At 64.9% G+C, this 22,989-nt stretch carries 21 protein-coding genes; 16 read left to right on the top strand and 5 right to left on the bottom strand.

Annotation, left to right across the window (positions count from 1 at the left end):
- Nucleotides 1-21 precede the first annotated feature (21 nt).
- Genes CH275_RS11350 through CH275_RS11335 form a run of 4 tightly spaced genes read left to right on the top strand, consistent with a single transcriptional unit; the run spans nucleotide 22 to nucleotide 4,329 of the window.
- Nucleotides 22-945: an ABC transporter permease gene (locus tag CH275_RS11350; RefSeq protein ID WP_094678116.1), complete on the top strand. Its 924-nt coding sequence runs from the start codon at nucleotides 22-24 to the stop codon at nucleotides 943-945.
- Nucleotides 938-1,876 carry an ABC transporter permease gene (locus tag CH275_RS11345; protein WP_094678114.1) on the top strand — a complete coding sequence of 313 codons (939 nt, stop codon included), beginning with the start codon at nucleotides 938-940 and terminating at the stop codon, nucleotides 1,874-1,876. The genes CH275_RS11350 and CH275_RS11345 overlap by 8 nt, the downstream gene beginning before the upstream one ends.
- Before the next feature lies 1 nt (nucleotide 1,877).
- Nucleotides 1,878-3,551 carry an ABC transporter ATP-binding protein gene (locus CH275_RS11340; RefSeq protein ID WP_094678112.1) on the top strand — a complete coding sequence of 558 codons (1,674 nt, stop codon included), beginning with the start codon at nucleotides 1,878-1,880 and terminating at the stop codon, nucleotides 3,549-3,551.
- Between the two features lie 31 nt (nucleotides 3,552-3,582).
- Nucleotides 3,583-4,329 carry an oxidoreductase gene (locus CH275_RS11335; RefSeq protein ID WP_094678110.1) on the top strand — a complete coding sequence of 249 codons (747 nt, stop codon included), beginning with the start codon at nucleotides 3,583-3,585 and terminating at the stop codon, nucleotides 4,327-4,329.
- Between the two features lie 365 nt (nucleotides 4,330-4,694).
- Here CH275_RS11335 and CH275_RS11330 read toward each other — a convergent pair whose 3' ends face one another.
- A complete protein-coding gene (locus CH275_RS11330; protein WP_373453699.1) occupies nucleotides 4,695-5,540 on the bottom strand; it encodes an HAD family hydrolase in 846 nt (281 codons plus the stop codon).
- Between the two features lie 334 nt (nucleotides 5,541-5,874).
- Here CH275_RS11330 and ssd point away from each other — a divergent pair, with 334 nt between their 5' ends.
- The 7 genes from ssd (at nucleotide 5,875) to CH275_RS11295 (ending at nucleotide 10,468) form a co-directional block, all read left to right on the top strand.
- Nucleotides 5,875-6,990, top strand: a complete 1,116-nt coding sequence (gene ssd / locus CH275_RS11325) for a septum site-determining protein Ssd (RefSeq protein WP_094678108.1) — start codon at nucleotides 5,875-5,877, stop codon at nucleotides 6,988-6,990.
- On the top strand, nucleotides 6,987-8,171 hold the full coding sequence (locus CH275_RS11320) for a TadA family conjugal transfer-associated ATPase (RefSeq protein ID WP_094678678.1): 1,185 nt from the start codon (nucleotides 6,987-6,989) through the stop codon (nucleotides 8,169-8,171). Before ssd ends, CH275_RS11320 begins: the two co-directional genes overlap by 4 nt.
- The gene (locus tag CH275_RS11315; RefSeq protein WP_094678106.1) at nucleotides 8,168-8,947 is read left to right on the top strand and encodes a type II secretion system F family protein; all 780 of its coding nucleotides are present in this window, start codon (nucleotides 8,168-8,170) and stop codon (nucleotides 8,945-8,947) included. The genes CH275_RS11320 and CH275_RS11315 overlap by 4 nt, the downstream gene beginning before the upstream one ends.
- Nucleotides 8,944-9,516 (top strand): type II secretion system F family protein, encoded by a 573-nt coding sequence (locus tag CH275_RS11310; protein ID WP_094678104.1) that lies wholly within the window; start codon nucleotides 8,944-8,946, stop codon nucleotides 9,514-9,516. Before CH275_RS11315 ends, CH275_RS11310 begins: the two co-directional genes overlap by 4 nt.
- Before the next feature lie 63 nt (nucleotides 9,517-9,579).
- Complete coding sequence (locus tag CH275_RS11305; RefSeq protein ID WP_094678102.1) at nucleotides 9,580-9,783, top strand: DUF4244 domain-containing protein; 204 nt, start codon at nucleotides 9,580-9,582, stop codon at nucleotides 9,781-9,783.
- Between the two features lie 23 nt (nucleotides 9,784-9,806).
- Nucleotides 9,807-10,118 carry a TadE family type IV pilus minor pilin gene (locus CH275_RS11300; RefSeq protein WP_094678100.1) on the top strand — a complete coding sequence of 104 codons (312 nt, stop codon included), beginning with the start codon at nucleotides 9,807-9,809 and terminating at the stop codon, nucleotides 10,116-10,118.
- On the top strand, nucleotides 10,115-10,468 hold the full coding sequence (locus CH275_RS11295) for an Rv3654c family TadE-like protein (protein WP_094678098.1): 354 nt from the start codon (nucleotides 10,115-10,117) through the stop codon (nucleotides 10,466-10,468). The genes CH275_RS11300 and CH275_RS11295 overlap by 4 nt, the downstream gene beginning before the upstream one ends.
- A gap of 185 nt (nucleotides 10,469-10,653) precedes the next feature.
- Here the strand turns inward: CH275_RS11295 and CH275_RS11290 are convergent, their stop codons facing one another.
- Both CH275_RS11290 and CH275_RS11285 read right to left on the bottom strand, forming a co-directional pair.
- The gene (locus CH275_RS11290; protein ID WP_094678096.1) at nucleotides 10,654-11,916 is read right to left on the bottom strand and encodes an alpha-hydroxy acid oxidase; all 1,263 of its coding nucleotides are present in this window, start codon (nucleotides 11,914-11,916) and stop codon (nucleotides 10,654-10,656) included.
- A gap of 51 nt (nucleotides 11,917-11,967) precedes the next feature.
- Nucleotides 11,968-13,617, bottom strand: coding sequence for an L-lactate permease (locus CH275_RS11285; protein WP_218828782.1), 1,650 nt, complete (start codon nucleotides 13,615-13,617; stop codon nucleotides 11,968-11,970).
- 148 nt (nucleotides 13,618-13,765) lie between these two features.
- On the opposite strand from CH275_RS11285, the gene CH275_RS11280 reads away from it, so the two are divergent.
- Nucleotides 13,766-14,542: a FadR/GntR family transcriptional regulator gene (locus CH275_RS11280; RefSeq protein WP_256990976.1), complete on the top strand. Its 777-nt coding sequence runs from the start codon at nucleotides 13,766-13,768 to the stop codon at nucleotides 14,540-14,542.
- A 20-nt stretch (nucleotides 14,543-14,562) separates the two neighbouring features.
- Here CH275_RS11280 and CH275_RS11275 read toward each other — a convergent pair whose 3' ends face one another.
- Both CH275_RS11275 and CH275_RS11270 read right to left on the bottom strand, forming a co-directional pair.
- The gene (locus CH275_RS11275; RefSeq protein ID WP_094678090.1) at nucleotides 14,563-15,081 is read right to left on the bottom strand and encodes an FAS1-like dehydratase domain-containing protein; all 519 of its coding nucleotides are present in this window, start codon (nucleotides 15,079-15,081) and stop codon (nucleotides 14,563-14,565) included.
- Nucleotides 15,082-15,452: 371 nt separating this feature from the next.
- Complete coding sequence (locus CH275_RS11270; RefSeq protein ID WP_179276109.1) at nucleotides 15,453-17,822, bottom strand: DEAD/DEAH box helicase; 2,370 nt, start codon at nucleotides 17,820-17,822, stop codon at nucleotides 15,453-15,455.
- A 400-nt stretch (nucleotides 17,823-18,222) separates the two neighbouring features.
- Here CH275_RS11270 and CH275_RS11265 point away from each other — a divergent pair, with 400 nt between their 5' ends.
- From CH275_RS11265 to CH275_RS11250, 4 genes are all read left to right on the top strand, one after another.
- On the top strand, nucleotides 18,223-18,426 hold the full coding sequence (locus CH275_RS11265; RefSeq protein WP_005248460.1) for a cold-shock protein: 204 nt from the start codon (nucleotides 18,223-18,225) through the stop codon (nucleotides 18,424-18,426).
- A 149-nt stretch (nucleotides 18,427-18,575) separates the two neighbouring features.
- On the top strand, nucleotides 18,576-19,163 hold the full coding sequence (locus tag CH275_RS11260; RefSeq protein ID WP_094678088.1) for a hypothetical protein: 588 nt from the start codon (nucleotides 18,576-18,578) through the stop codon (nucleotides 19,161-19,163).
- A gap of 109 nt (nucleotides 19,164-19,272) precedes the next feature.
- Nucleotides 19,273-22,281: a type I DNA topoisomerase gene (gene topA / locus CH275_RS11255; RefSeq protein ID WP_094678086.1), complete on the top strand. Its 3,009-nt coding sequence runs from the start codon at nucleotides 19,273-19,275 to the stop codon at nucleotides 22,279-22,281.
- Nucleotides 22,282-22,299: 18 nt separating this feature from the next.
- Nucleotides 22,300-22,968, top strand: coding sequence for a DUF3558 family protein (locus CH275_RS11250; protein ID WP_094678084.1), 669 nt, complete (start codon nucleotides 22,300-22,302; stop codon nucleotides 22,966-22,968).
- Nucleotides 22,969-22,989 lie beyond the last annotated feature (21 nt).

Genomic DNA, 22,989 nt, shown 5'->3' with positions numbered 1-22,989 from the left:
CGCATCCAAGGAGAAACCACAGTGGGTCGCTACATATCCCGCCGATTACTGTTGACGATTCCCGTCCTGATCGGCTCTTCTTTTCTGATCTTCGCCATGGTGTACGCCCTTCCGGGTGATCCCATCCGTGCTCTCGCCGGAGATCGTCCGCTCGCCCCTGCCGTCGTCGCGCAGCTGCGAGACGAGTACAACCTCGACGACAACCTGATCGTTCAGTACTTCAAGTACATCGCCGGATTCTTCCAGGGCAATTTCGGTACCGACTTCTCCGGCCGCCCGGTGCTCGACACCATCGAGCGGGCCCTGCCGGTCACCATCAAGCTCACCATCGTTGCCGTGGTGTTCGAGACCATCATGGGTATCGCAGCGGGTGTGTTGTCGGCTCTGAAGAAGGGCTCCTTCTTCGACAACCTCGTGCTGGTGTCCACCACGTTGCTGGTGTCGGTTCCGGTGTTCGTACTCGGCTTCATCGCTCAGTTCACCCTGGGTCTCAAGTTGGGCATCTTCCCCATCTCGGGTATCAACGACGGGTGGTCGAGCTTCCTGCTCCCCGGCCTCGTACTCGCGTCGCTGTCGATGGCGTACGTCGCCCGGTTGACTCGTACCTCCGTCGCGGAATCGATGGCAGCGGATTACATCCGCACCGCCAAGTCGAAGGGAATCAGCAACCGGCGCATCATCGTTCGGCATGCGCTGCGCAACTCGCTGATTCCCGTCGTCACCTTCATCGGTGCCGACGTCGGCGGTCTGCTGGGCGGCGCGATCGTGACAGAAACGGTGTTCAACCTGCCGGGTCTCGGCCGCGCGATCTACGACGCACTGGCGCGTCAGGAAGGTGCCGTCGTCGTCGGCATCGTGACGCTCTTCGTGTTCTTCTACATCTTCTTCAACCTCGTGGTGGACGTTCTCTACGCGGTTCTCGATCCAAGGATTCGCTATGAATAAGGAAGACACGAACGCAGCTCACCACGCCGCGGACGAGGGCCAGCCCGGCAACGTCATCACCGGCGAGGCCGTGGATCTGGTCGGCCAGGCCAGCCTCTGGGGCAACGCGTGGAAGTACCTGCGCAAGAGCCCGTTCTTCATCATCGGGTCGTTCTTGCTTCTCGTACTTCTGGTGATGGCGGTGTTCCCGCAGCTGTTCGCGCGGGGTATCGATCCGCGGGTGTGCTCGCTGTCCAACTCGCGCAAGACGCCGAGTGCCGAGCACTGGTTCGGCACCGACATCCAGGGGTGCGACTACTACGCCAACGTCATCTACGGTGCGCGTATCTCACTGTCGATCGGTGTGCTCTCCGTCATCGGAGTGCTCATCATCGGTGTTCTGATCGGCGCTCTCGCAGGCTATTTCGGCGGCGTCACCGACAGCATCCTGGCTCGCTTCACGGATGTCTTCTTCGGAATTCCACTCCTGCTCGGTGCCCTCATCCTGTTGACGGTGACCGAACAGCGCACCATCTTCACCGTCTCGCTCGCCCTAGTCGTGTTCGGCTGGATGACGGCGATGCGACTGGTCCGATCGAGTGTCATCGCGATCAAGAACAGTGAGTACGTACAGGCCGCTCAGGCTTTGGGTGCGTCCACGTACCGAATTCTGGTGCGACACATCCTGCCCAATGCCCTTGCGCCCGTGATCATCTACGCGACCATCTCGGTCGGTACGTTCATCGCGGCCGAGGCGACACTGACGTTCCTCGGAATCGGTCTGCAAGCCCCCGAGATCTCCTGGGGTCTGCAGATCAACCTTGGTCAGAACGTGTTCCTGACGGCTCCGCATCTGGTGCTGTTCCCGGCCGCGTTCCTCTCGGTCACGGTGCTCGCGTTCATCATGCTCGGCGACGCACTCCGTGACGCACTCGATCCGAAACGGAACTGACATGAGCATTCAGAAGGACACGGTCCTGACCGTCACCGATCTGACGGTCGAGTTCGAGGTCGAGAAGGTGTGGCGCAAGGCCGCCGATTCCGTCTCGTTCACTGTCGCGGCCGGTGAAGTTCTCGCCATCGTCGGTGAGTCCGGATCCGGCAAGTCGACTACCGCCATGGCCATTCCCGGTCTGCTGGCGGACAATTCGCGCGTGTCGGGCAGCATCGTGCTCGGCGACCGCGAACTGGTTGGCCTGCCGGAGAAGCAGCTGGCCCCCATCCGTGGCAAGAACGTGGCAGTGATTTTCCAGGAGCCCATGACGGCGCTCAATCCGGTCTACTCGATCGGGTGGCAGATCACCGAGGCCATCCGCGCGCATACATCGCTGTCGAAGAAGGAAGCCAAGGCGCGGGCCGTCGAGTTGTTGAAGCTCGTCGAGATGCCGGATCCGGAGACTCGGGTCGACTACTACCCGCACCAGCTCTCCGGTGGTCAGCGTCAGCGCGCCATGATCGCCCAGGCACTGTCGTCGGATCCGTCCCTGCTGATCGCGGACGAGCCGACCACCGCGTTGGACGTCACGGTGCAGGCCGAGATCCTCGACCTGATGCGCGATCTGCGGAATCGCATCGACGCGTCGATCGTGCTGATCACCCACGACATGGGTGTGGTGGCAGACATGGCCGACCGCATCGCGGTGATGAAGGACGGCGTCATCGTCGAGACCGATGCTGCGCAAACAATATTCAAGAACGCGTCGCATCCGTACACACAGCAGTTGCTCGCCTCGGTGCCGCACCTCGGCAGCAGCATGGAGTCCGTTGCGGCGGGCACCATTGCCGAGCCGAGTGCCGTCGAGGACACCCGGGCGTTGAGCATCGTCGACGGTGTCATCGAGTACCCGGGCCGTACCGTGTTCCGGGCTGTCGACGGGGTCAGTCTCGATATCGAGATGGGTGAGGTCGTCGGTCTCGTCGGTGAGTCCGGCTCGGGTAAGTCCACGATCGGCAAGGCCGTGGTGGGTCTGAACAAGCTCACCGGCGGCTCGTTGTCCATCGCAGGCGTCGACATCACCAACCTGTCGAATCGCGAACTGCGGTCGGTGCGCAGCAAGGTCGGCATCGTGTTCCAGGATCCGGGTTCTTCGCTGAACCCGCGCTGGCCGATCGGGCAGTCCATCGCCGAGCCGATGCTGCTGCACACCGAACTCGGCGCAACCGAGCGGAACAAGAAGGTCGAGGAACTACTCGATCAAGTGCATCTGTCGCGGACCATGCGTAACCGGTATCCCCACCAGTTGTCCGGTGGGCAGCGTCAGCGAGTCGGTATCGCGCGGGCGCTCGCGCTCGAGCCGACGCTGCTGGTGGCCGACGAACCGACGTCCGCACTCGACGTGTCGGTGCAGGCGAAGGTGCTCGAGCTGTTCAAGGAACTGCAGCGTGAATACGGGTTCGCGTGCCTGTTCATCAGCCACGACCTCGCTGTGGTGGAGGTGCTGGCCAAGCGCATCGCGGTGCTGAACAAGGGCAAGTTGGCCGAGTTCGGTACGACGGACCAGATTCTGCGTCGTCCGACCAACGAGTACACCAAGCGGTTGCTCGCGGCCGTCCCGGTGCCGGACCCGGCCGAACAGGCCAAGCGTCGCCAGGCACGCGCCGAGCTGTTGGCGGCCGGAGCGAAGTAGGGGGCAACGGGAGGGGGTACCGTCGTCTGTCGTGACGGACCCCCTCGCCCCGCTGCTGGAATTGCCCGGAGTTCTCGACTCCGCCGAACGCGCGCGTGACGCTCTGGGCGCAGTGCATCGACACAAGGCCAATCGTCGTGGCTGGCCGGCCACCGCCGCCGAGGCCGCGGTACGTGCGGCTCGGTCGTCGTCCACGCTCGAGGGCGGTTCGATGGACTTCCCCCGTGAGGGCGAGGACGGCGACCCCATCCTGGCCGGCGCGCTCCGAGTCGCCGCAGCGCTGGACGGTGACGCTCTGCAGAACACGCTGTCCACCTGGAAACGCGCACCGCTACAAACCCTTGCCCGACTCCACCTGCTGGCCGCAGCCGACCTCGTCGACGATGCGTCCGAGCTCGGTCGTCCCCGCGGTGACGCCGGTGTCGGCGAGCGACTCGATCTGCTCGCTCAACTGGTGACCGGTGGAACCTCTGCGCCTGCCCCGGTGATTGCAGCTGTGGTACACGGTGAATTGTTGACGCTCAAAGCTTTCGGATCGGCCGATGGCATCGTTGCGCGTGCTGCATCGAGGCTGGTGGCGGCATCCTCGGGATTCGACCCCCACAATCTCGGGGTACCCGAAGTGAGTTGGATGCGTCGAGCGAACGCATACCGAGACGGCGCGTCGGGATTTGCCGAGGGCACCGCGACGGGCGTCGGGAGTTGGGTGATTCTGTGCTGTGGAGCATTCGAAGCCGGTGCGGCAGAAGCGACTTCGATTGCCGAAGCTGCTCAGTAAGAATCGTGCACACGTAAAAGGGCGGCGATGTCGACTTGCGTCGACGTCGCCGCCCGTTAGCACGGAGCGCCTGGTTACCAAGCGTGCACAGGTGGGCTGTGATGGACTACCACGTGGCCTCGGCGAGAACTCGGCACTGATGAGGTCATCCCTGCAACCGGTGCAGGGTTCTTGCTGATCAATGGCGAATTTCGCAGGCCCACAGCGCTTCTGCCATTAGGTGGCAAGCTCCGCGTGGGTGCCGGTGTCCGTGCTGGGAATCCCGGTCGGGAGGGCGAATCTTCTCTTCCGATTCGTTCTTGGCCTTCCGTTCTTCCGTACGTCATTTGTACCCCGTGACGCGCCTCACATCAAGGGTTTGGGCCTCATCGTTTTCTACGGAGCAGTCCGTAGGTGATCACGCCGGCCGCGAGCGCGCTGAAACTTGCTGCGGCGCTTACCGCTACGGTCTTCCCGGATGGAGTCTGAATCCGTGACCGCAGTGATACCGGGTTGGAGAACGTCAGGATCGGCCACCCGTTGGTTGCGGCTTCCTTGCGCAACGCGCGATCGGGGTTGACGGCCGTCGGGTGGCCGACGGCACGCAGCATCGGCACATCGGTGATCGAATCCGAGTACGCGTAGCTGGAGGCCAGGTCGTAATCATGTTGCGCTGCCAGGGAGTTCATGGCCTCGACCTTGCCCTCGCCGTAACAGTAGAAGTCGACCTCACCGATGTACTTGCCGTCCACGGTCACCATCGTGGTCGCCATGCTGTGGTCGGCTCCCAGAAGCTCTGCGATGGGGTGCACGATCTCGTCGCCGGACGCCGACACGATCACGACGTCGTGTCCTCGAAGCTTGTGGTCGGCGATGAGGTCGGCTGCCTCGGCGAACACCAGAGGGTCGACGATGTTGTGCAGGGTTTCCGCAACGACAGCTCGTACCTGTTCGACATCCCAGCCAGCGGTCATGCTTGCGATGTGTGCGCGCATGCGCTCCATCTGGTCGTGATCGGCACCGGAGAGCAGGAACAGGAACTGCGCATAGCTGCTCTTGAGAACCGCGCGTCGGTTGATGAGGCCTTGGTCGAAGAACGGCCTGCTGAATGCCAGCGTGCTGGACTTGGCGATGATCGTCTTGTCGAGGTCGAAGAATGCCGCGACGCGCGCCGCGCGTCGGCCGGTCGGGGCGTCGTCGTTGCTCGCGCTCTGGGTCACGCTTGTCACCATAGTGGCCGGTGGTGACCGGAGGATGTCGTGTGGTGGCACTGGCGGACTCGCCCGAATTTCATCGAGAAATTCCGACAGTTGAACTTGCAAACAAGGACATCCACGGGTGTAGTATTTTCCATGAGCCCGGTTCATTCCGGGCGGTGTTCAGCCCGACCCCCCGGGGCTGAACCAGACGACCCTCGCCTCCTCCCCCCCTGGCGAGGGTCGTCCTCTTTTCCGGGGTGGGTCGAAAAATGGTACTTGCGTACTGATATTCATCCACAGGGCCGAATTTATCCACATTTCCCCAAGTCGCGTTCATCTCGAGCATATTCTCACGCAGGCTGGGCGCATGGAAACGGACCGGCGACAGCGAAGCGCACCAGCAGCCGTAGCGATGTCGATCGAACTTCGTAGCCTTCGCGAGGACGTCTATCGAATCGCTGCGGCCGCGGATTGTGTTGTGGAAGAGCAGAACTTACTGGTCGGTATCGAATCGACACGGTCGATGTGGGATCGCGCCGAAACAATTTTGGTCGATTTCGCGTCCGCGGAGACCGCGCTGTCGACCGGATTTTCGCGACGAGCGGGCGTCATTCTCGTGACGGCTTCGACGCCCACGCTCGCCGACTGGCGCACCGCCACCGCACTCGGCGTCGAACACGTGATTTCGCTGCCCTCGGAGGAAGACGCATTGGTGCGTTTGCTCGGCGAACCGGCGTCGTTGCCGACCGGAGACGGGGGAGTCATCGCCGTGGTCGGCGCGCGAGGTGGTGCGGGAGCGTCGACACTTGCCGCTGCGCTTGGACTCTGCGGTGGTCGCGCGGGTCGGCGAGTACTGCTCGTCGAGGGCGATCGGTACGGCAGCGGACTCGATCTGTTGCTCGGCTGGGAGACCGTTCCAGGTCTGCGATGGACCGATGTGGTCGTCGAAGGCGGCCGAGTATCCGGCGACGCCTTGCACGGTGCTCTGCCCTCGCGCGACGGGTTGTCGGTGCTCGCGCTGGGCAGATTCGAGAACCGGAGCGCCGGGCTCTCTGCCGTCGCGGTGACGTCTGTGCTCGACGCAGGCCGCACAGCGGGTGATCTGGTGGTGTGCGACGTCTCGCGTCATCCCAGCGACGTCTCCGACGCTGTGTATGCCGCGGCGGACCTCGTCGTGCTGGTACTGCCGGCGGAGTTACGGGCCGTGACGTCCGCGGAGGCCGTGGCGGAGCATGTGGCGGACCGAAATGCCAACGTCGGCCTCGTCGTTCGAGGACCTGCGCCGGGCGGTCTGAGGGCCGACGACATTGCCGCCGCCCTCGACTTGCCGCTGTTGACGTCGATGCGCGCGGAACCGGGGTTGGCCGAGCGCCTCGAACGGGGTGGTCTCGTGCTGGGGCGCCGCTCGCCACTGGCAGCTGCGGCGAACAGTGTGCTCGACACCTTCGCCCAGAAGCCCGGCGGACGGCGGTGGGCAGCATGAGCGCCGTCGTCACCGCAGATCTGCTCGACCGCGTCCGCGATCGTCTGGCGGTGTCTGCCGAGACTCCGGTTCCCGCGACCGTGGCCGCCGCCATTCGGGCCGAAGCAGGCGGGGTCATCGGCGACACCGATATGCTTGCCGCCCTGCGGGTTCTGCAGACCGAACTGACCGGCGCGGGTCCGCTCGAGCCCCTGCTGTCCGAGCCCGGAGTGACCGACGTATTGGTCACTGCGCCGGATCAGGTGTGGATCGACCGTGGTCGTGGACTCGAACGGACCGACGTTCGCTTCGTAGACGAGGCTGCCGTTCGGCGCCTGGCGCAGCGGCTCGCGCTCTCGGCAGGCCGCCGGCTGGACGACGCGCAGCCCTGGGTCGACGGACGGCTGCCCGGTGTGGGGCAGGGCGTGTTCGGCGTCCGCCTGCACGCTGTCCTGGCACCGGTGGCGAGCGGCGGAACGTGTGTGTCTCTTCGGGTGCTGCGACCGGCGACTCAAGGGCTTGCAGCGCTGCGCGCATCGGGAGCCGTCACCGAAGACGGATACGAGCTGCTGCGTCGAATCATATTCGGCCGCTTGGCTTTCCTGGTCGTCGGCGGAACCGGCGCGGGAAAGACCACGCTCCTCGCGGCCCTGTTGGGCGAGGTTGATCCGGCCGAGCGGATCGTCTGCGTCGAGGACGCGGCCGAGCTGGCACCGGCACATCCGCACGTGGTGCGGCTGGTGGCTCGCGCGCCCAATGTCGAAGGGGTGGGTGAAGTATCGGTGCGCCAACTGGTGCGTCAGGCATTGCGGATGCGGCCGGACCGGCTCGTCGTCGGTGAGGTACGGGGTGCCGAGGTGATCGACCTGATGACGGCTCTCAACACCGGCCACGACGGTGGAGCCGGAACCATCCATGCGAACTCGCCCGCCGAAGTGCCCGCTCGACTCGAAGCCCTTGCAGCACTGGGCGGAATGGGGCGCGATGCATTGCACAGTCAGCTCGCCGCGGCCGTTCAGGTGGTGCTGCACGTCCATCGCAGTGCGGACGGCACACGACGGCTGCGCGAGATCGGGGTTGTCGACGTCGATTCCACCGGCCGGGTGCAGATCGTGGCGGCGTGGTCTGTCGATTCCGACGCGACGCCGGGGGAGTGTCGGCTCCTCGAACTGCTGGACCGCCGCTGCGGCGACGCCCGATGACGCCCGTGCTGATTGTCCTCGCCGCGGCAATTATTCTGTGGCCGAATGGTTCCCGCGGCCTGAGAATCGGGAAGCGCAGAGTATCGACCGTGCCGCCATGGCTGGTGCCGAGCTGCACTGCCCTGGTTGCGGCTGGCTCGGTGTGGTGGTTCGGCGGTGTCTGGGCCGTCGGGGCCGCAGCTGTGGCGGGCGGAACAGGGTGGAGGCGCTACCGGCGGCGGCTCGAACGAGACCGCCGCGCAACCGAACTGAAGTGGTTGACCACCGGAGTCGAGGTGATCGTAGGCGAGCTCCGCGTCGGATCCCATCCGGCAGTGGCCAGTGCGGTTGCGGCGGACGAGTGCAGTGGAATCGCATCGTCGGCACTGCGCGGTGCGGCATCGCGAGCCCGGCTGGGCGGCAGGGCTGCCGACGGCATCGCCGCGTCCGATCCGTTGCTGGACGCGGAGCTGGCTCGATTGGCGGCAGCGTGGCGGGTAGCCGACGACCATGGACTTGCACTGGCCGAGCTGCTTGACGCTGTGCGCGACGATATGCTGGGGCGCAGGCGGTTTCGCGAACGAACGGAGGCGTCGCTGGCCGGTGCCCGGGCCACCGCGCTGGTGCTGGCCGGTCTGCCGATACTCGGTGTTGCGCTCGGGCAGCTGATGGGAGCGAATCCGCTGCAGATCCTGCTCGGCGGCGGGATGGGCGGCATTCTGCTCTGCATCGGCACCGCTCTCGGCTGCGCGGGCCTTCTGTGGACCGATGCGATCACCGGCAAGGTGACGACATGATGTCCGCGACTGTCCTCTGCCTGGCAACGGCGTTGATCGCGCTGCCCTCGGTCGGCGGTGGACTACACAGGCTGGCACTCGACGGCCGCGGAGATACCGACACCGTCGAGGTGCCGAGCCCCGACCCGCTCGCGGTCGCCACGACCTTCGACCTACTCGCAGCGTGCTTGCGATCGGGGCTCCCCGTGGCGACGGCCGCTGCAGCTGCGGCTCGATCCGCTCCCACTTCGTTCGGCGCAGCGTTGCGTAAGGCCGCCGATCTGCTCGAACTCGGAGCCGATGCCGAGACCGCCTGGGATGCCGTCGCGCAGGATCCGGAGACCGAGGCTCTGGCCAGGATGGCCCGCCGATCTGCCCGCGCCGGGTCGTCCATGGCGTCGGCGATGACGGAACTTGCTGCGACACAACGAACTCGTGCCGAGGATGCATCGGCCGCTGCAGCCGAACGCGCGGGCGTGCTGATCAGTGGGCCGCTGGGTCTGTGCTTTCTGCCTGCGTTCATCTGTCTCGGGATCATCCCTGTGGTGATCGGACTGGCGGGCAACGTCCTGGGCGGCGGTCTGCTGTGACTGCCGCACACACAAGTGTCCGATGCGGAGATGCCGCGTCGGAGAACAGGGAGGGGAATCGAGATGATCGAGAACGCAGTGCAGGAGTTGAAGACTCGAATCGCGACGTTCGGTGCGGAGGACGACGGGATGTCCACGGCGGAGTATGCGATCGGCACCATCGCCGCCGCGGCATTCGGGGCGGTGTTGTACACCGTCGTGACCGGGGACAGCATCGTGTCGGCGTTGACGGGGATCATCGATCGAGCGTTGAACACTGCCGTCTGATCGCGACCGGTGACGACGGTGCCGTGACGGTGGAGGCGGCGTTCGCGATCGCGTCCATCGTCGCGGTGATCGTGGTGTGTATCGGGGCGATCGTGTCGGTGACGATGCACATCGGGTGCGTGGATGCGGCCCGCGAGGCGGCTCGACTGGCGGCCAGGGGTGATGGGGCCCGGGCTGTTTCGGTGGGGGAACGGGTGGCACCGGGCGGCGCGCGCATCACGGTGACCGAGGACGGGGAGTTCTTCGTCGCGCGGGTGGAGGTCGAGAGTCCGTTGCCGGGACTGACGTTGTCGGCGGAGGCGGTTGCTGCCGCGGAACCGGTTGCAGTGGAATGAGAACGGGCCTGCGTGATGACGAGGGCGGCGCGACGGTGTTGGCGGCGCTCGCGATCTCGGCGTTGATCGCCGTGGTGGTGATGGTGGTGCACGTCGGGTCGGCGGTGGGTGCTCGTCATCAGGCGCAGTCGGCGGCCGACCTCGCTGCGTTGGCCGGGGCGGGGGCTCTGGATCGTGGGGTGGCGGATGCGTGTGATACGGCGCGATCATTGGCGAGCAGGATGTCGACCGATTTGCGGGAGTGCACCATCGACGAGTGGGACGTGATCGTGACGGTGGGTCAGCCGGTGTTCCTGGGGCGCTTCGGAATGTCCGACGCCATCGCCTCGGCGCGGGCGGGTCCGGGGTGAAGCCGGTTGGGTGCGCCCGCCGGCCCGCCCGAATCCGCAAACGCGCGCGCGTTTGTCAGATGCGAGAGGAATCGCCCCGTTCGAGCCGGCGATTTCGCGCGCGTTCAGCGAATGCGCGCGCGTTTGCCCCGAACGCCGGCCCCGAACCCCGGCCTCGACGGGGCGCAGCGGTCCGTCTGCAGCGGTCAGCTCGACGTGACGGTGCGCGCACCGGCCTGCAGCGGGGCAAACCGAGTGAGTTGGGTGACGTGCTCCGGGGTGAGCTCGGCGAGTGAATTGACTTGCAGCAGTTGCATGGTGCGCACGATTTCCTCACGCAGGATCTCGATCATGCGATCGACGCCCTGGCGGCCGCCTGCCATCAGGCCGTAGAGATACGCCCGGCCGACGAGGGTGAACGACGCCCCCATCGCGATGGAGGCGACGATATCGGCACCGTGCATGATGCCGGTGTCGACGGCTACCTCGAAGTCGGATCCCACTTCGCTCACGACCTGCGGCAATAGGTGGAAGGGAACGGGAGCGCGATCGAGTTGCCGGCCTCCGTGGTTCGACAGGATTATCCCGTCGACTCCCAGTTCGGCGAGACGGGCCGAATCTGCCACCGACTGAACACCTTTGACGACGAGCTTGCCGGGCCAGATGTCGCGGATGACGTCGAGATCCTCGAACGAGATGGACGGATCCATCGCTGAATTGAGTAGCTCTCCGACCGTGCCGCCGGTAGAAGACAGCGACGCGAACTCGAGCTTGGCAGTGGTGAGGAAGTCCCACCACCACCACGGACGAGGAATGGCGTTGGCGATCGTCGACGCGGTCAACTGCGGTGGGATGGAGAATCCGTTGCGCTTGTCGCGCAGGCGTGAGCCGGCAACCGGTGTGTCGACCGTGAACAGGAGGGTGTCGAAGCCTGCCTTCGCGGCGCGTTCGACCAGACCGAACGAGATGTCGCGGTCTCGCATGACGTAGAGCTGGAACCAGTTTCGCCCAGTCGGATTGGTGGCCTTGACGTCCTCGATCGACGTGGTGCCCAGAGTCGAGAGGCAGAACGGAATTCCCGCAGCTCCGGCTGCGGCAGAACCGGCGTATTCGCCCTCGGTCTGCATGAGTCGAGTGAAGCCCGTCGGTGCGATGCCGAACGGGAGCGCGGAGGGCCCACCGAACACCGTCGTCGAGGTGTCGACGTGGGAGACGTCCCGCAGGATCGAGGGATGGAATTCGACGTCGCGGAAGGCCTGACGAGCCCGCGAGAGCGAGATCTCGGCGTCGGCGGCACCGTCGGTGTAGTCGAATGCCGCGCGCGGGGTGCGTCGACGGGCGATGGTGCGGAGATCGTCGATGGTGAGTGCGGCGTTCAGGCGTCGTCGACGCAGGTTCAGATCGGGTTTCTTGAACGAGAGGACCTCGCGCAGGTCGGTAGCTTTGGGCATCTGCCGGGTGATGGGCATGTCATTGTCTCGATTCTGTGCAGTATTACGGCGAGTGGTGGGGACGACGGGTCAGGGGAGCATCCAGGCCAGTACCGAACTCTGGAGTCCGACCAAAAGGCAGATGGCAAGCAGCAGGCCGAGGCTCCACCCGATGACTTTTCGGAAAATCTCGGACTCTCTCCCGACCAACCCCACCGCGGTCGCGGCGATGGCGAGATTCTGCGGGCTGATCATCTTTCCCACCACACCACCCGAGGTGTTGGCGGCAACCAGCAGGGTGGGGTCGATGCCGGCGTTGATCGCCGCAGTCTGCTGCAGCGTCGCGAACAAGGCGTTCGCGCTGGTGTCCGAACCGGTGACCGCGGTTCCCAGCCACCCGAGAATCGGGGAGAGGTAGGCGAAGAATGCGCCGGTGCCGGCAATCCAGGTACCGATGGTGATGGTCTGCCCCGACTGGTTCATCACGTAGGCGAGCGCCAGCACCGCGCCCACCGTGAGTGCAGAGAATCGGAGTTTGACCAGCGTGCTTCCGAACAGTCGGGCGGCGTCGGGAGCACTGACGCGGTAGACGGCGGCGACGATGACACCGCAGATCAGCAGCAGTGTTCCCGGCGTCGACAGCCAGGTGAACTTGTAGATGGTGGTGGTGGCGGGGGAACCGGCGGCGGTGAGGATGTTGCCGTCGAGACCGGGCCACGGCACGGCGATGTCGGTCGAGGCGAGGAACCCGGTGACCGGCGACCACAGCTTGGCCACCGAGAACACCGCGATGACGAGAAGGTAGGGGAACAGTGCGAGCCACACTCGTTGCTTCGTCAGCGGCGCGGCCTCGATGGTGCGGGTGGCGACCGGTGCAGGCGTGATCGGGGCAGTGCCGGAACTCCCCGAATCGAGGTCGGCATCTCGGGCCAGGAGGATGCGTTCGCGGGCGGCGTCGGATCCGGTCGGCTTCCAGAACCGCAGAACGACGACTGCTGCGGCGATGCCCGCCAGCGAGGCGATGATGTCGGTCAGCTCGACCGAGATCCAGGTTGCGCTGACCCACTGCGCGACGGCGAACACGACGCCGACGGCCAGGGCAACCGGCCATGTCTGGGCGACGCCGCGTCGACCATCGGTCAAGAACGCGATGAACAGCGGTACGAACAGGGCGATGAACGGGGTCTGGTGGCCCACGTACGCGCCGATCTCGTGGTAGTCGATGCCCGTCAGGTTCCCAGCGGTGAGGATCGGAATGCCGATGGCACCGAAGGCAACCGGCGCGGTGTTGGCGAGCAATACGACGACGGCTGCGCGCATCGGAGCGAAACCGATGGCCAGCAGCATGACACCGGTGATGGCGACCGGAGCACCGAATCCGGCGAGGGCTTCGAGTAGCCCGCCGAAGCCGAACGCGATGATGATGGCCTGGATGCGCGGATCGTCGGAGATGGCGTCGATGATGCGGCGCAGGTCGTCGAAACGTCCGCTCGTCACCGTCAACTCGTACAACCAGATCGCACAGATCACGATCCACACGATCGGGAACAACCCGAAGGCGAAGCCCTGAGTGGCCGACAACCCGGCCAGGTTCACCGGCATGTCGTAGGCCAGAACCGCCACTGCAAGCGCGACGACGAGCCCGGCCAGGCCGGCGAAGTGGGCTTTCCATCCAAGAAGGCCGAGCGTGACGAAGACCGTCAACAGCGGCAGGCAAGCCACCGCTGCGGACAATCCCATGCTGCCCGCGAGCGGTGCGAGATCGGGTGTGTACACAGCTACTCCATTCGAGACCTTCAAGGTGTGTGAGGTCTGACCACATGGAGAATGGTATGGATCACACTCGACGGGGTCAAGAGGCTGAGGCCACAGACCTTCTTCTGGTTGGATGACCGATATGGCTGACGACGCTGAACGGGCGCAGAACGAACCGCTTTCGTGGAAGCCGGTCCGGCGCGCCCGCGCGCACGAGCTGGTGATCGACGCAATCGAGGAGCGCATCATGGCAGGTGATCTCCGCGTCGGGGATCCGCTGCCGCCCGAGCGGGAGTTCGCAGCTCAGCTCGACGTGAGCCGGGCCGGGGTCCGTGAGGCAGTACGTGTCCTGGAGAGCAGTGGAATTCTCCGGTCGTCGCCGGGTTCGGGTCCCGGAGCAGGCACCTTCGTGGCGGCTCTGCCGCGGCCCGCCCTCACACGTCTCCTTCGCCTGCACGTGGCGCTGGCCAACTTTCGGATCGACGACTTGATCAGCACGCGAGTGGCGCTCGAACGGGCCAGCGTTCACCTCGCCGCAGTGGCTCCCGATCAGGACAAGCTCGCCCAGGCCAGGGATGCCGTGGAGATCATGGAAGCCCGGGGTGTCACCCGGGAGGTCTTCAACGACGCCGACACGAACTTTCACATCGCCTTGGCCGAGGCCTCGGGTAACGACTTCGTTGCGTCGCTCACCGCGGCCATCCGCGAATCGATGCGTGCGCCCATCCTCGCCGCGCTGTTGGAGATCGAGGATTGGGACTCGCTGGCCGACACCTTGAAAGCCGAACATCGGCAGATTCTGGCCGCCGTCGAAGCAGGCGATGCAGACCTGGCAATGAAGTCGGCCGAAGAACACATCCGGTCGTCCGCTGCGGCCCTGTCCATTGACAACAGGGCGGACCCGTCGTGACACGCCGGCAGTGACGAGTGTCAGCTACGCATCAGATTGCGCAGTGCGGTGGCTATCGCGGGGTCGGTGTATCCACCCGTCCGGGCCACGAATGTCGTTCTGCAGGTGATGACTTCGATGCCTTCTTTGTCGGTGACGGTATTGCTGGTGACCATCACGTCACTTCCCGCGGACTGGCGGAACGATTCGAGACACAGATCGGAGCTCACTCGGTCGCCGACCCGCAACGGTCGTCGGAGGAGGATTTGTTGATCGGTGTGCAGGACGTCGCTGACGGAATAGCCGATCAGCAAGTGCGCGAACAACTCCGGCAACAGTCGCGTGCCGATGACGCTGACGAAGGTGACCGGGGCGATCAACGTGGAATAGCCCAGCCCAGCCGCCGCTGTTTCCAGGCGATGGGCAGGGTGGTCGTCGTGGACCGAACGAGCGAACTCACGAATTTGTTCGCGACCGACCTCGTAATCGTGCGGCGGGATGTAGTGGCATCCCACCTTCTCGACGATGGCCGGAACAGTCTCTCGAACGGTCACAGTCATATCGGACCTCCACCAGTCCTGTGGCTTCTCGAATCATCGAAATTGGAACAGTCTCAGAACTGACACACCGTCAGAGTTGCCCACATTTGCGGTCGATCACAGTCGAGTCGGCATTGTGCTGGAGATTCGACAGGGCTCCGCATGTCGCCGGGTGCGGGCGACAGCGCGGGTCGCGTCCAGACCTCTCGCAAATGCACGCGCGTTCGCCAGGGGCGCGCGGAATTGCTCCGTTCTGGCCGCAACTTTGCGCGCGTTCAGCGAGTGCGCGCGCGTTTGCGGCGAACCTCGGACGCGGCGAACCTTGGACGCGGCGAACCTCGGACGCGGCGAACCCCGCACCCAGACCCCAGCGCTCAGGACCCCAAGCCGCGTCACCCTTCCCGAGTGACGGCCGCGAGTACCGCCGTCAGCACTCGAACGGCACCGTCTTTGTCCAGTGGATCGTTGCCGTTTCCGCATTTGGGTGATTGCACACAGGATGGGCATCCGGTCTGGCACTCGCAGGAGGCGATGGCGTCCTTGGTAGCGGCGAGCCAATCGGCAATGGCTACGTGGCCGCGATCTGCGAAGCCCGCTCCGCCGTCGTATCCGTCGTAAACGAAAACGGTAGGCAGGCCGGTGTCGGGGTGCAGTGCCGTCGATACTCCGCCGATGTCCCATCGATCGCACGTTGCGACCAGGGGCAGCAACCCGATGGCGGCGTGCTCGGCCGCGTGTAGAGACCCGGGGAATCGTTCGTACGGAACCCCGCTGTGCTCCAACAACTCCGGGGTGATGGTGTACATGACGGCTCGGGTGTCGAGGGTCTGCGCGGGCATGTCGAGCTCTATGGAATCGAGTACCTCGCCGGAGAGGAGGCGTCGCAGATATCCGACCACCTGGTGGGTGACGTTCACCTGCACCAGTGCGACGCGTACTTCGCCGTAGTCGACGGATTCGTGCACGGCGGTGATCGAGATGTCGGTGATCTCGCGGGCCGAGGTGTTCCACTCGGGCTGTTCGGCGTGCACCAGCGCGAGCCCGGCATCCAGGTCGAGTTCGTCGACCACGAACGATTCACCCTGATGGATGTGGACGGCACCGGGGTGAGCGGTGGCGGGCGCTCTGCCGCCGTCGACTGTGCCCAGCATGCGGCCGGACTCGCCGTCGACGATCGCCACCTGCACACCTGTGCCGCCGCGAATGTTCACCGCACCGTGCGGCGACAACTGCTGCCCCTCGGGGGTGATGAACCACCCGTGCGGGCGCTTGCGCACGTAGCCCTTCAGCTCGAGTTCCTCGAGTACCGATTCCGCGCTCAGTTCCTCGGCCTCGGTCAGGGTGATCGGCAGTTCGACTGCAGCGCAAAGTAATTGTGGAGCGAGAATGTAGGGATTGGTGGGGTCGGTGACGGTGGCCTCGACGGGCTTGTCCAACAGGGCCGCCGGGTGATGCACCAGATATGTGTCGAGGGGATCGTCGCGCGCCACGAGCACCAACAGTGAGCCCTCGCCGCGTCGTCCGGCTCGCCCGCCCTGCTGCCAGAACGATGCGACCGTGCCGGGGAAGCCGGCGACGATCACCGCGTCCAAACCGGCGATGTCCACACCGAGTTCGAGCGCATTGGTGGTGGCCACTCCCAACAACGTGCCGTCGGACAGATCTGATTCCAGTTTTCGTCGGTCCTCCGCCAAATACCCTGCGCGATAGGCGGCGACGCGTCGCACCAATTGCGGATCGACGTCGGCGAGAATTCTCTGGGCGCCGAGCGCGGTGACCTCGGCTCCGCGCCTGGAGCGTACGAATGCCAGCGTCCGGGCACCCTCGACCAACAGGTCCGCCATGATGCGCGACGCCTCCGCGCCGGCGGATTTCCTTACCGGAGCACCGTTTTCGCCGGTGATCTCTTTCAGCAGCGGAGGTTCCCACAGTGCGACGGTGCGGGCTCCGTGCGGGGAGCCGTCCTCGGTGACCTCTTTGCACGGTGCTCCGACGAGGCGGCTCGCCGCTCGTCCAGGCTCGGACGTGGTGGCGCTGGCGAGAACGAACACCGGGGACGCGCCGTACCGTGCGCAGAGGCGCCGCAGCCTGCGGAGCACCAACGCGACATTCGATCCGAAAACGCCTCGGTAGTAGTGACATTCGTCGACCACCACGTAGCGAAGATTGCGCAGGAACCGAGACCACCGCTCGTGCGAACCGAGGATGCCCAGGTGCAGCATGTCGGGATTGGTGAAGATCCACCGCGCATTGGTGCGGGCCCACTGGCGGATCTCGATCGGAGTGTCGCCGTCGTAGGCACTCGGAAACACTTCTGCGAGTTCGCCTGACAGTTCCCGCAACTCGTCGGTGATCGAGATGGTGGTGCGTAGCTGATCGGCGCCGAGGGCCTTGGTGGGAGCCAGGTACAACGCCGTGGCCCGAGCATCGGCGGACAGGGTCGTCAGAATGGGAAGTTGATACGCCAACGATTTGCCGGACGCGGTGCTCGTCGAGAGCACCACGTGATTGCCCTCGGCGGCGAGTGTTGCCGCACGCGCCTGATGGGTCCACGGTTGTGCGATCCCACGAGAGGTGATCACCTGCACCACTTCCGGGCCCACCCACGACGGCCAGGAGGCGAACTGCGAGACCCGTGCCGGCAGCTCGGCGACGTGGGTCAGCGGGCTCTCGTTCGTTGGCGAACCCGCCAGCACCCGATCCAACAATCGCTGCCCGTAGCTCGCGTCATCCGCACCGCCCAGCGGATGCTTCTCGCTCACTGCCGGTCTCCATGCATTCGTTCGATCTACAAGCGCCGTCGGGCTCTTCGCGACCTGGGATCCCCATGCTATCGCGGGCCATCGTCGGCTCCTCCGCGCCCTGGTGGGAGCCGCAATTCATCCGTCCCGTGTTGTGCGTTTCCACAACAAGGGCAAATTGTTCGAAAAGGGTCGGTTTTCGACTGTTGCGAATGCGGAGTTCATGGTTCACTTGACCCGGTCGCAGCTTCTGTGTTCGTTCTACGCTTCGCAGGATCTCATGTTGCGGGCGCGGTACTGGGAGAGCTCGTCCATCAGGGGGAATCCTGAGGGGGATTCGTACAAGTGCAGCGGTCGGAACCGGCCCGATGGATCGAAAGTGCGCTCCATCGAATCCGGTGTTAGAAAGAGAAGGAAAAGCATGGCACAGGGAACTGTGAAGTGGTTCAACGCCGAAAAGGGCTTTGGATTCATCGCACCAGAAGACGGCTCCGCTGACGTTTTCGTCCACTACTCCGAGATTCAGGGCAGCGGATTCCGCACCCTCGAAGAGAATCAGCGCGTGGAGTTCGAGGTCGGCCAGGGCACCAAGGGCCCTCAGGCAACGGGCGTTCGCGCAGTCTGAATCTCTTCTCATCCGAGTCGAGATACGTCATCCCCCTTCTCGATCGGCTCCCTATACGAGTCGATCACGGAGGGGGATGACGCGTTTGCAAACCACCCGGGAGCGTCGAAAGCCGTGAGCGCAGGCGCGGATGTCCTAATGTCCATGCTGTGAACCAGCTGTCCTTCTTCTCCGCCGAATCGTTACCGCCCGCGGTGACCGATCTCAGTGGGCTGCTGGCCGCCACCGGCCACGTCGTCACCTCCTCGGGCTCGGCCCGCATTTCCGTCGTCGTCGACGCGCAGTGGCGGGCCGATGCCATTGCAGAGTTGATCGAGCAGTGTGGTCTGGCCGCGGAATTGGGTCGGTCGGAGGAAGACCGGCCCCTGGTACGTACCGCGTCGGTCCCCGAACTGTCCGCATTGGCATCTCTGTGGACCAAGGGCGCAGTCAAAGCCGTACCTCCCGGGTGGATACCCGGATCACGAGAACTGCGTGCCTGGGTGCTCGCGTCGGGTCGTCCGGAGGCGGAGGGCGAGCGGTACCTGCTCGGACTCGATCCGCACGCACCGGACACCCATTCCGTCCTTGCCCAGTCCTTGATGCGCGCGGGCATCGCTCCGACGCTGATCGGCACTCGCGGCTCCAATCCGGGACTGAGAATCACCGGTCGACGACGGCTGTTGCGCCTCACCGAGAACGTCGGTGAGGCTCCACGGAACGTGGACGCACGTACCATTTGGCCGCACGCGGAGTAGGCCGATATGTGACTGATCTGCGAGTATTTGGTCGACGTATGTCAGTCTGTTAGTAGTGGGACAGGCAAATGTGCCTGTGAAAACGCACTAGGGAAGGTTCGGCAGCAAGGTGGCAGCACGTAAGAACGGCACGGGGGACAGCTCCGCCGAGCCGCGTCGTCTGGTCATCGTCGAGTCCCCGACCAAGGCAAAGAAGATCGCCCCTTACCTCGGGAGCAATTACGTCGTCGAGGCCTCCGTCGGCCATATTCGCGACCTTCCCCGTGGTGCTGCGGACGTCCCTGCCAAGTACAAAGGCGAGCCCTGGGCGCGCCTCGGCGTGGACGTCGACCACGATTTCGAGGCACTCTACGTCGTCTCGCCCGAGAAGAAGGGCAAGGTCGCAGAGCTGAAAAGCCTGCTCAAAGACGCCGACGAGCTGTATCTCGCCACTGACCCCGACCGCGAGGGTGAGGCCATCGCCTGGCATCTCCTCGAGACCCTGAACCCCAAAGTCCCTGTTCGACGCATGGTCTTCCACGAGATCACCAAGCCGGCCATCCTCGCGGCCGCCGCCGACACTCGCGACCTCGACCAAGACCTGGTCGACGCCCAGGAGACCCGTCGTATCCTCGACCGTCTCTACGGCTACGAAGTGAGCCCGGTGCTGTGGAAGAAGGTCATGCCGAAGCTGTCGGCGGGCCGAGTGCAGTCCGTCGCCACCCGCATCATCGTCCAGCGTGAGCGCGAGCGGATGGCATTCCGAAGCGCCGAGTACTGGGACATCTCCGCCACGCTCGACGCCGGTGCCGAGGCGAGCCCCCGCAGTTTCGGTGCCCGGCTGGTCAATGTCGACGGCAATCGCGTCGCCGCCGGCCGCGATTTCGGGGCCGACGGCAAGCTCAAGACCGAGTCCGTGACCGTGCTGGACGAACCGCGTGCCCGACGCCTCGCCGAGGCTCTCGAAGGCGTCGATCTGACGGTCGCGTCGGCGGAGGACAAGCCGTACACCCGCAAGCCGTACCCGCCGTTCATGACGTCGACGCTGCAGCAGGAGGCAGGCCGCAAGCTGCGATTCAGTTCCGAACGGACCATGCGTGTGGCGCAGCGTCTGTACGAGAACGGCTACATCACCTACATGCGTACCGACTCGACGTCGCTGTCCGCGTCGGCGGTCTCCGCGGCACGGGCGCAGGCGACCGAGCTCTACGGCCCCGAGTACGTGCATCCCACTCCGCGGCAGTACACCCGCAAGGTCAAGAACGCACAGGAGGCGCACGAGGCCATCCGCCCCGCGGGTGATGTGTTCCAGACTCCCGGGCAGCTGCACTCTGCGCTGCAGACCGACGAGTTCCGGCTGTACGAGCTGATCTGGCAGCGCACGGTGGCGTCGCAGATGGCGGATCTGCGCGGCACCACGCTGACGCTGCGCATCACCGGAACCGCAGGCACCGGCGAGGAATGCACGTTCTCCGCGTCGGGTCGCACCATCACGTTCGCCGGCTTCCTCAAGGCCTACGTCGAGAGCGTCGACGACGAGGCGGGCGGTCAGACCGACGACGCCGAGTCACGTCTGCCCGCGCTGAAGGCCGGCCAGGCAGTGACGGCCACCAAGCTCGATCCCGACGGTCACACCACCAACCCGCCGGCTCGATTCACCGAGGCGTCGCTCATCAAGACGCTCGAAGAGCTGGGAATCGGTCGGCCGTCGACGTATTCGTCGATCATCAAGACCATTCTCGACCGCGGTTACGTCTACAAGCGTGGCAGTGCTCTGGTGCCGTCGTGGGTGGCGTTCTCGGTGATTGCGTTGCTGGAAGCGCACTTCGGGCGTCTGGTGGACTTCGATTTCACCGCAGGCATGGAAGACGATCTCGACGCGATCGCGGGAGGCCGTGAGCGCCGCGGCGATTGGCTGCAGAACTTCTACTTCGGCGGCGAGACCGGTGCCGAGGGTTCGGTGGCGCGCTCCGGTGGCCTGAAGAAAATGGTGGGCCAGAATCTCGAGGAGATCGATGCGCGCACCATCAACTCGATCCGTCTGTTCGACGACTCCGAGGGACGCGAAATCCATGTGCGCGTAGGCCGTTACGGTCCGTACCTCGAGCGCATGGTCAAGAGCGACGACGATCCCGACGGCGACCCGATCAGCCAGCGCGCCAACCTGCCCGACGATCTTCCGCCGGACGAGTTGACGATCGATTTCGCCGAAAAGCTTTTCGCCACACCACAAGAGGGCCGCAAGCTCGGTGTCGATCCGCTGACCGGCCACGACATCGTCGCGAAGGAAGGCCGTTTCGGGCCGTACGTCACCGAGATCCTGCCCGAGCCGGAACCCGAGCCGACGCCGCCTCAGCCCGACATCGTGCCCATCCCGTCCGGCAACGACGGTGATGGTGGCGGTGGCGTCAAGACTGCGGTGAAGAAGGCTGCAGCCAAGAAGGCACCGGCCAAGAAGGCTGCCGCGAAGAAGGCCACCGGCCCCAAGCCGCGGACCGGCTCGTTGCTCAAGTCGATGGATCTGGCGACGATCACGCTCGAGGATGCACTCAAGCTGCTGTCGTTGCCGCGCATCGTGGGCGTCGATCCCGAGTCGAAGGAAGAGATCACCGCGCAGAACGGCCGTTACGGCCCGTATCTGAAGAAGGGCACCGATTCTCGCTCGCTCGCGGACGAGGATCAGATGTTCACGGTCAGTCTCGAAGAGGCTTTGAAGATCTACGCCGAGCCCAAGCGTCGCGGCCGTCAGGGTGAGGCCAAGCCGCCGCTGCGAGAGTTGGGTGTCGACCCGATCAGTGAGAAGCCGATGGTGATCAAGGACGGCCGATTCGGGCCGTACGTCACCGACGGTGAGACCAACGCAAGCCTGCGCAAGGACGACGAGGTCGAGTCGATCACCGATGATCGTGCGTCGGAGTTGTTGGCGGACAGGCGTGCTCGCGGACCGGTGAAGAAGAAGGCACCGGCCAAGAAGGCGGCCGCCAAGAAAGCCCCGGCAAAGAAAGCTGCGGCGAAGAAGGCTCCGGCCAAAAAAGCTGCTGCCAAGAAGACCGCAACCAAGACCGCTGCCACCAAGACCACTGCCGCGAAGAAGGCCCCGGTCAAGAAGGCTCCGGCGAAGAAGACCGAGAGCGAATAGCCCGACGAGCTCGAAGTTGTGGACGGAAAGACGGCCGTAAGCCGCCGTAACTTCGAGTTCGGCGATCGGCGGGAACATTCGGTCGACGGGACGCGTCGAACCGTCGTGAAGCGCGGATTGATCGGTCTCGTAGCCCTCGGATGCGTCGTTGCAACGTCGACGGGCTGCTCTCAGGTGGTCCAGGGCCGAGCGACGGCAGCCGAGCAGGGTTCGGTGACTCCGTCGGTGTCCAGGCCGGACGTGCCGGCAGGTGAGCTGTTCGATCCGTGTTCGTTGCCGCTCGCGAGCTTGGATCCGAAGGGCGCGCTCGAGTTGAAGGACTCGCTCACTCCAGGGATACCCGATACATCCGGCGTCTGTGTGTGGACGAGTTCGGACTACTCGCTGTCGGTGACCATGTCCGTTACCGAATTCCTGATTTTCTCCGATCCGAAGTCGATTCCGGATTTGGAGGACGTGCGGTCGGAGAAGGTGGGTGCCTTCACCTTCGACGTGTTTCGAATCCGCTCGACCCTCGACGACGACGGGAAGAGTCAGTCGTGCAATGCACAGACCGCGACGTCCGGGGGGAACGTGAGCCTGAGTGTGTTCGAGATCGACTTCGAGCCCACGGAACCGATCGACGCGTGCGCGACGACCGAGGACATTCTGCGTTCGCTCGAGCCGTACCTGCCCGCGCCGAAGTAGTCGGTCCCAACCATTAGGGTT

Source organism: Rhodococcus sp. 06-235-1A, assembly GCF_002258785.1.
GTDB lineage: Bacteria > Actinomycetota > Actinomycetes > Mycobacteriales > Mycobacteriaceae > Rhodococcoides.
The sequence above is the reverse complement of the archived record's forward strand: the minus strand, read 5'-3'. Positions and strand labels throughout refer to the sequence as shown.

Excerpts from the sequence above, each read along its gene's own strand:
- CH275_RS11345 (WP_094678114.1), top strand. The coding sequence starts at position 938 with ATGAATAAGGAAGACACGAACGCAGCTCACCACGCCGCGGACGAGGGC.
- CH275_RS11340 (WP_094678112.1), top strand. The coding sequence starts at position 1,878 with ATGAGCATTCAGAAGGACACGGTCCTGACCGTCACCGATCTGACGGTC.
- CH275_RS11330 (WP_373453699.1), bottom strand. The coding sequence starts at position 5,540 with ATGGTGACAAGCGTGACCCAGAGCGCGAGCAACGACGACGCCCCGACC.
- ssd (WP_094678108.1), top strand. The coding sequence starts at position 5,875 with ATGGAAACGGACCGGCGACAGCGAAGCGCACCAGCAGCCGTAGCGATG.
- CH275_RS11320 (WP_094678678.1), top strand. The coding sequence starts at position 6,987 with ATGAGCGCCGTCGTCACCGCAGATCTGCTCGACCGCGTCCGCGATCGT.
- CH275_RS11315 (WP_094678106.1), top strand. The coding sequence starts at position 8,168 with ATGACGCCCGTGCTGATTGTCCTCGCCGCGGCAATTATTCTGTGGCCG.
- CH275_RS11310 (WP_094678104.1), top strand. The coding sequence starts at position 8,944 with ATGATGTCCGCGACTGTCCTCTGCCTGGCAACGGCGTTGATCGCGCTG.
- CH275_RS11305 (WP_094678102.1), top strand. The coding sequence starts at position 9,580 with ATGATCGAGAACGCAGTGCAGGAGTTGAAGACTCGAATCGCGACGTTC.
- CH275_RS11295 (WP_094678098.1), top strand. The coding sequence starts at position 10,115 with ATGAGAACGGGCCTGCGTGATGACGAGGGCGGCGCGACGGTGTTGGCG.
- CH275_RS11290 (WP_094678096.1), bottom strand. The coding sequence starts at position 11,916 with ATGCCCATCACCCGGCAGATGCCCAAAGCTACCGACCTGCGCGAGGTC.
- CH275_RS11285 (WP_218828782.1), bottom strand. The coding sequence starts at position 13,617 with ATGGGATTGTCCGCAGCGGTGGCTTGCCTGCCGCTGTTGACGGTCTTC.
- CH275_RS11280 (WP_256990976.1), top strand. The coding sequence starts at position 13,766 with ATGACCGATATGGCTGACGACGCTGAACGGGCGCAGAACGAACCGCTT.
- CH275_RS11275 (WP_094678090.1), bottom strand. The coding sequence starts at position 15,081 with ATGACTGTGACCGTTCGAGAGACTGTTCCGGCCATCGTCGAGAAGGTG.
- CH275_RS11265 (WP_005248460.1), top strand. The coding sequence starts at position 18,223 with ATGGCACAGGGAACTGTGAAGTGGTTCAACGCCGAAAAGGGCTTTGGA.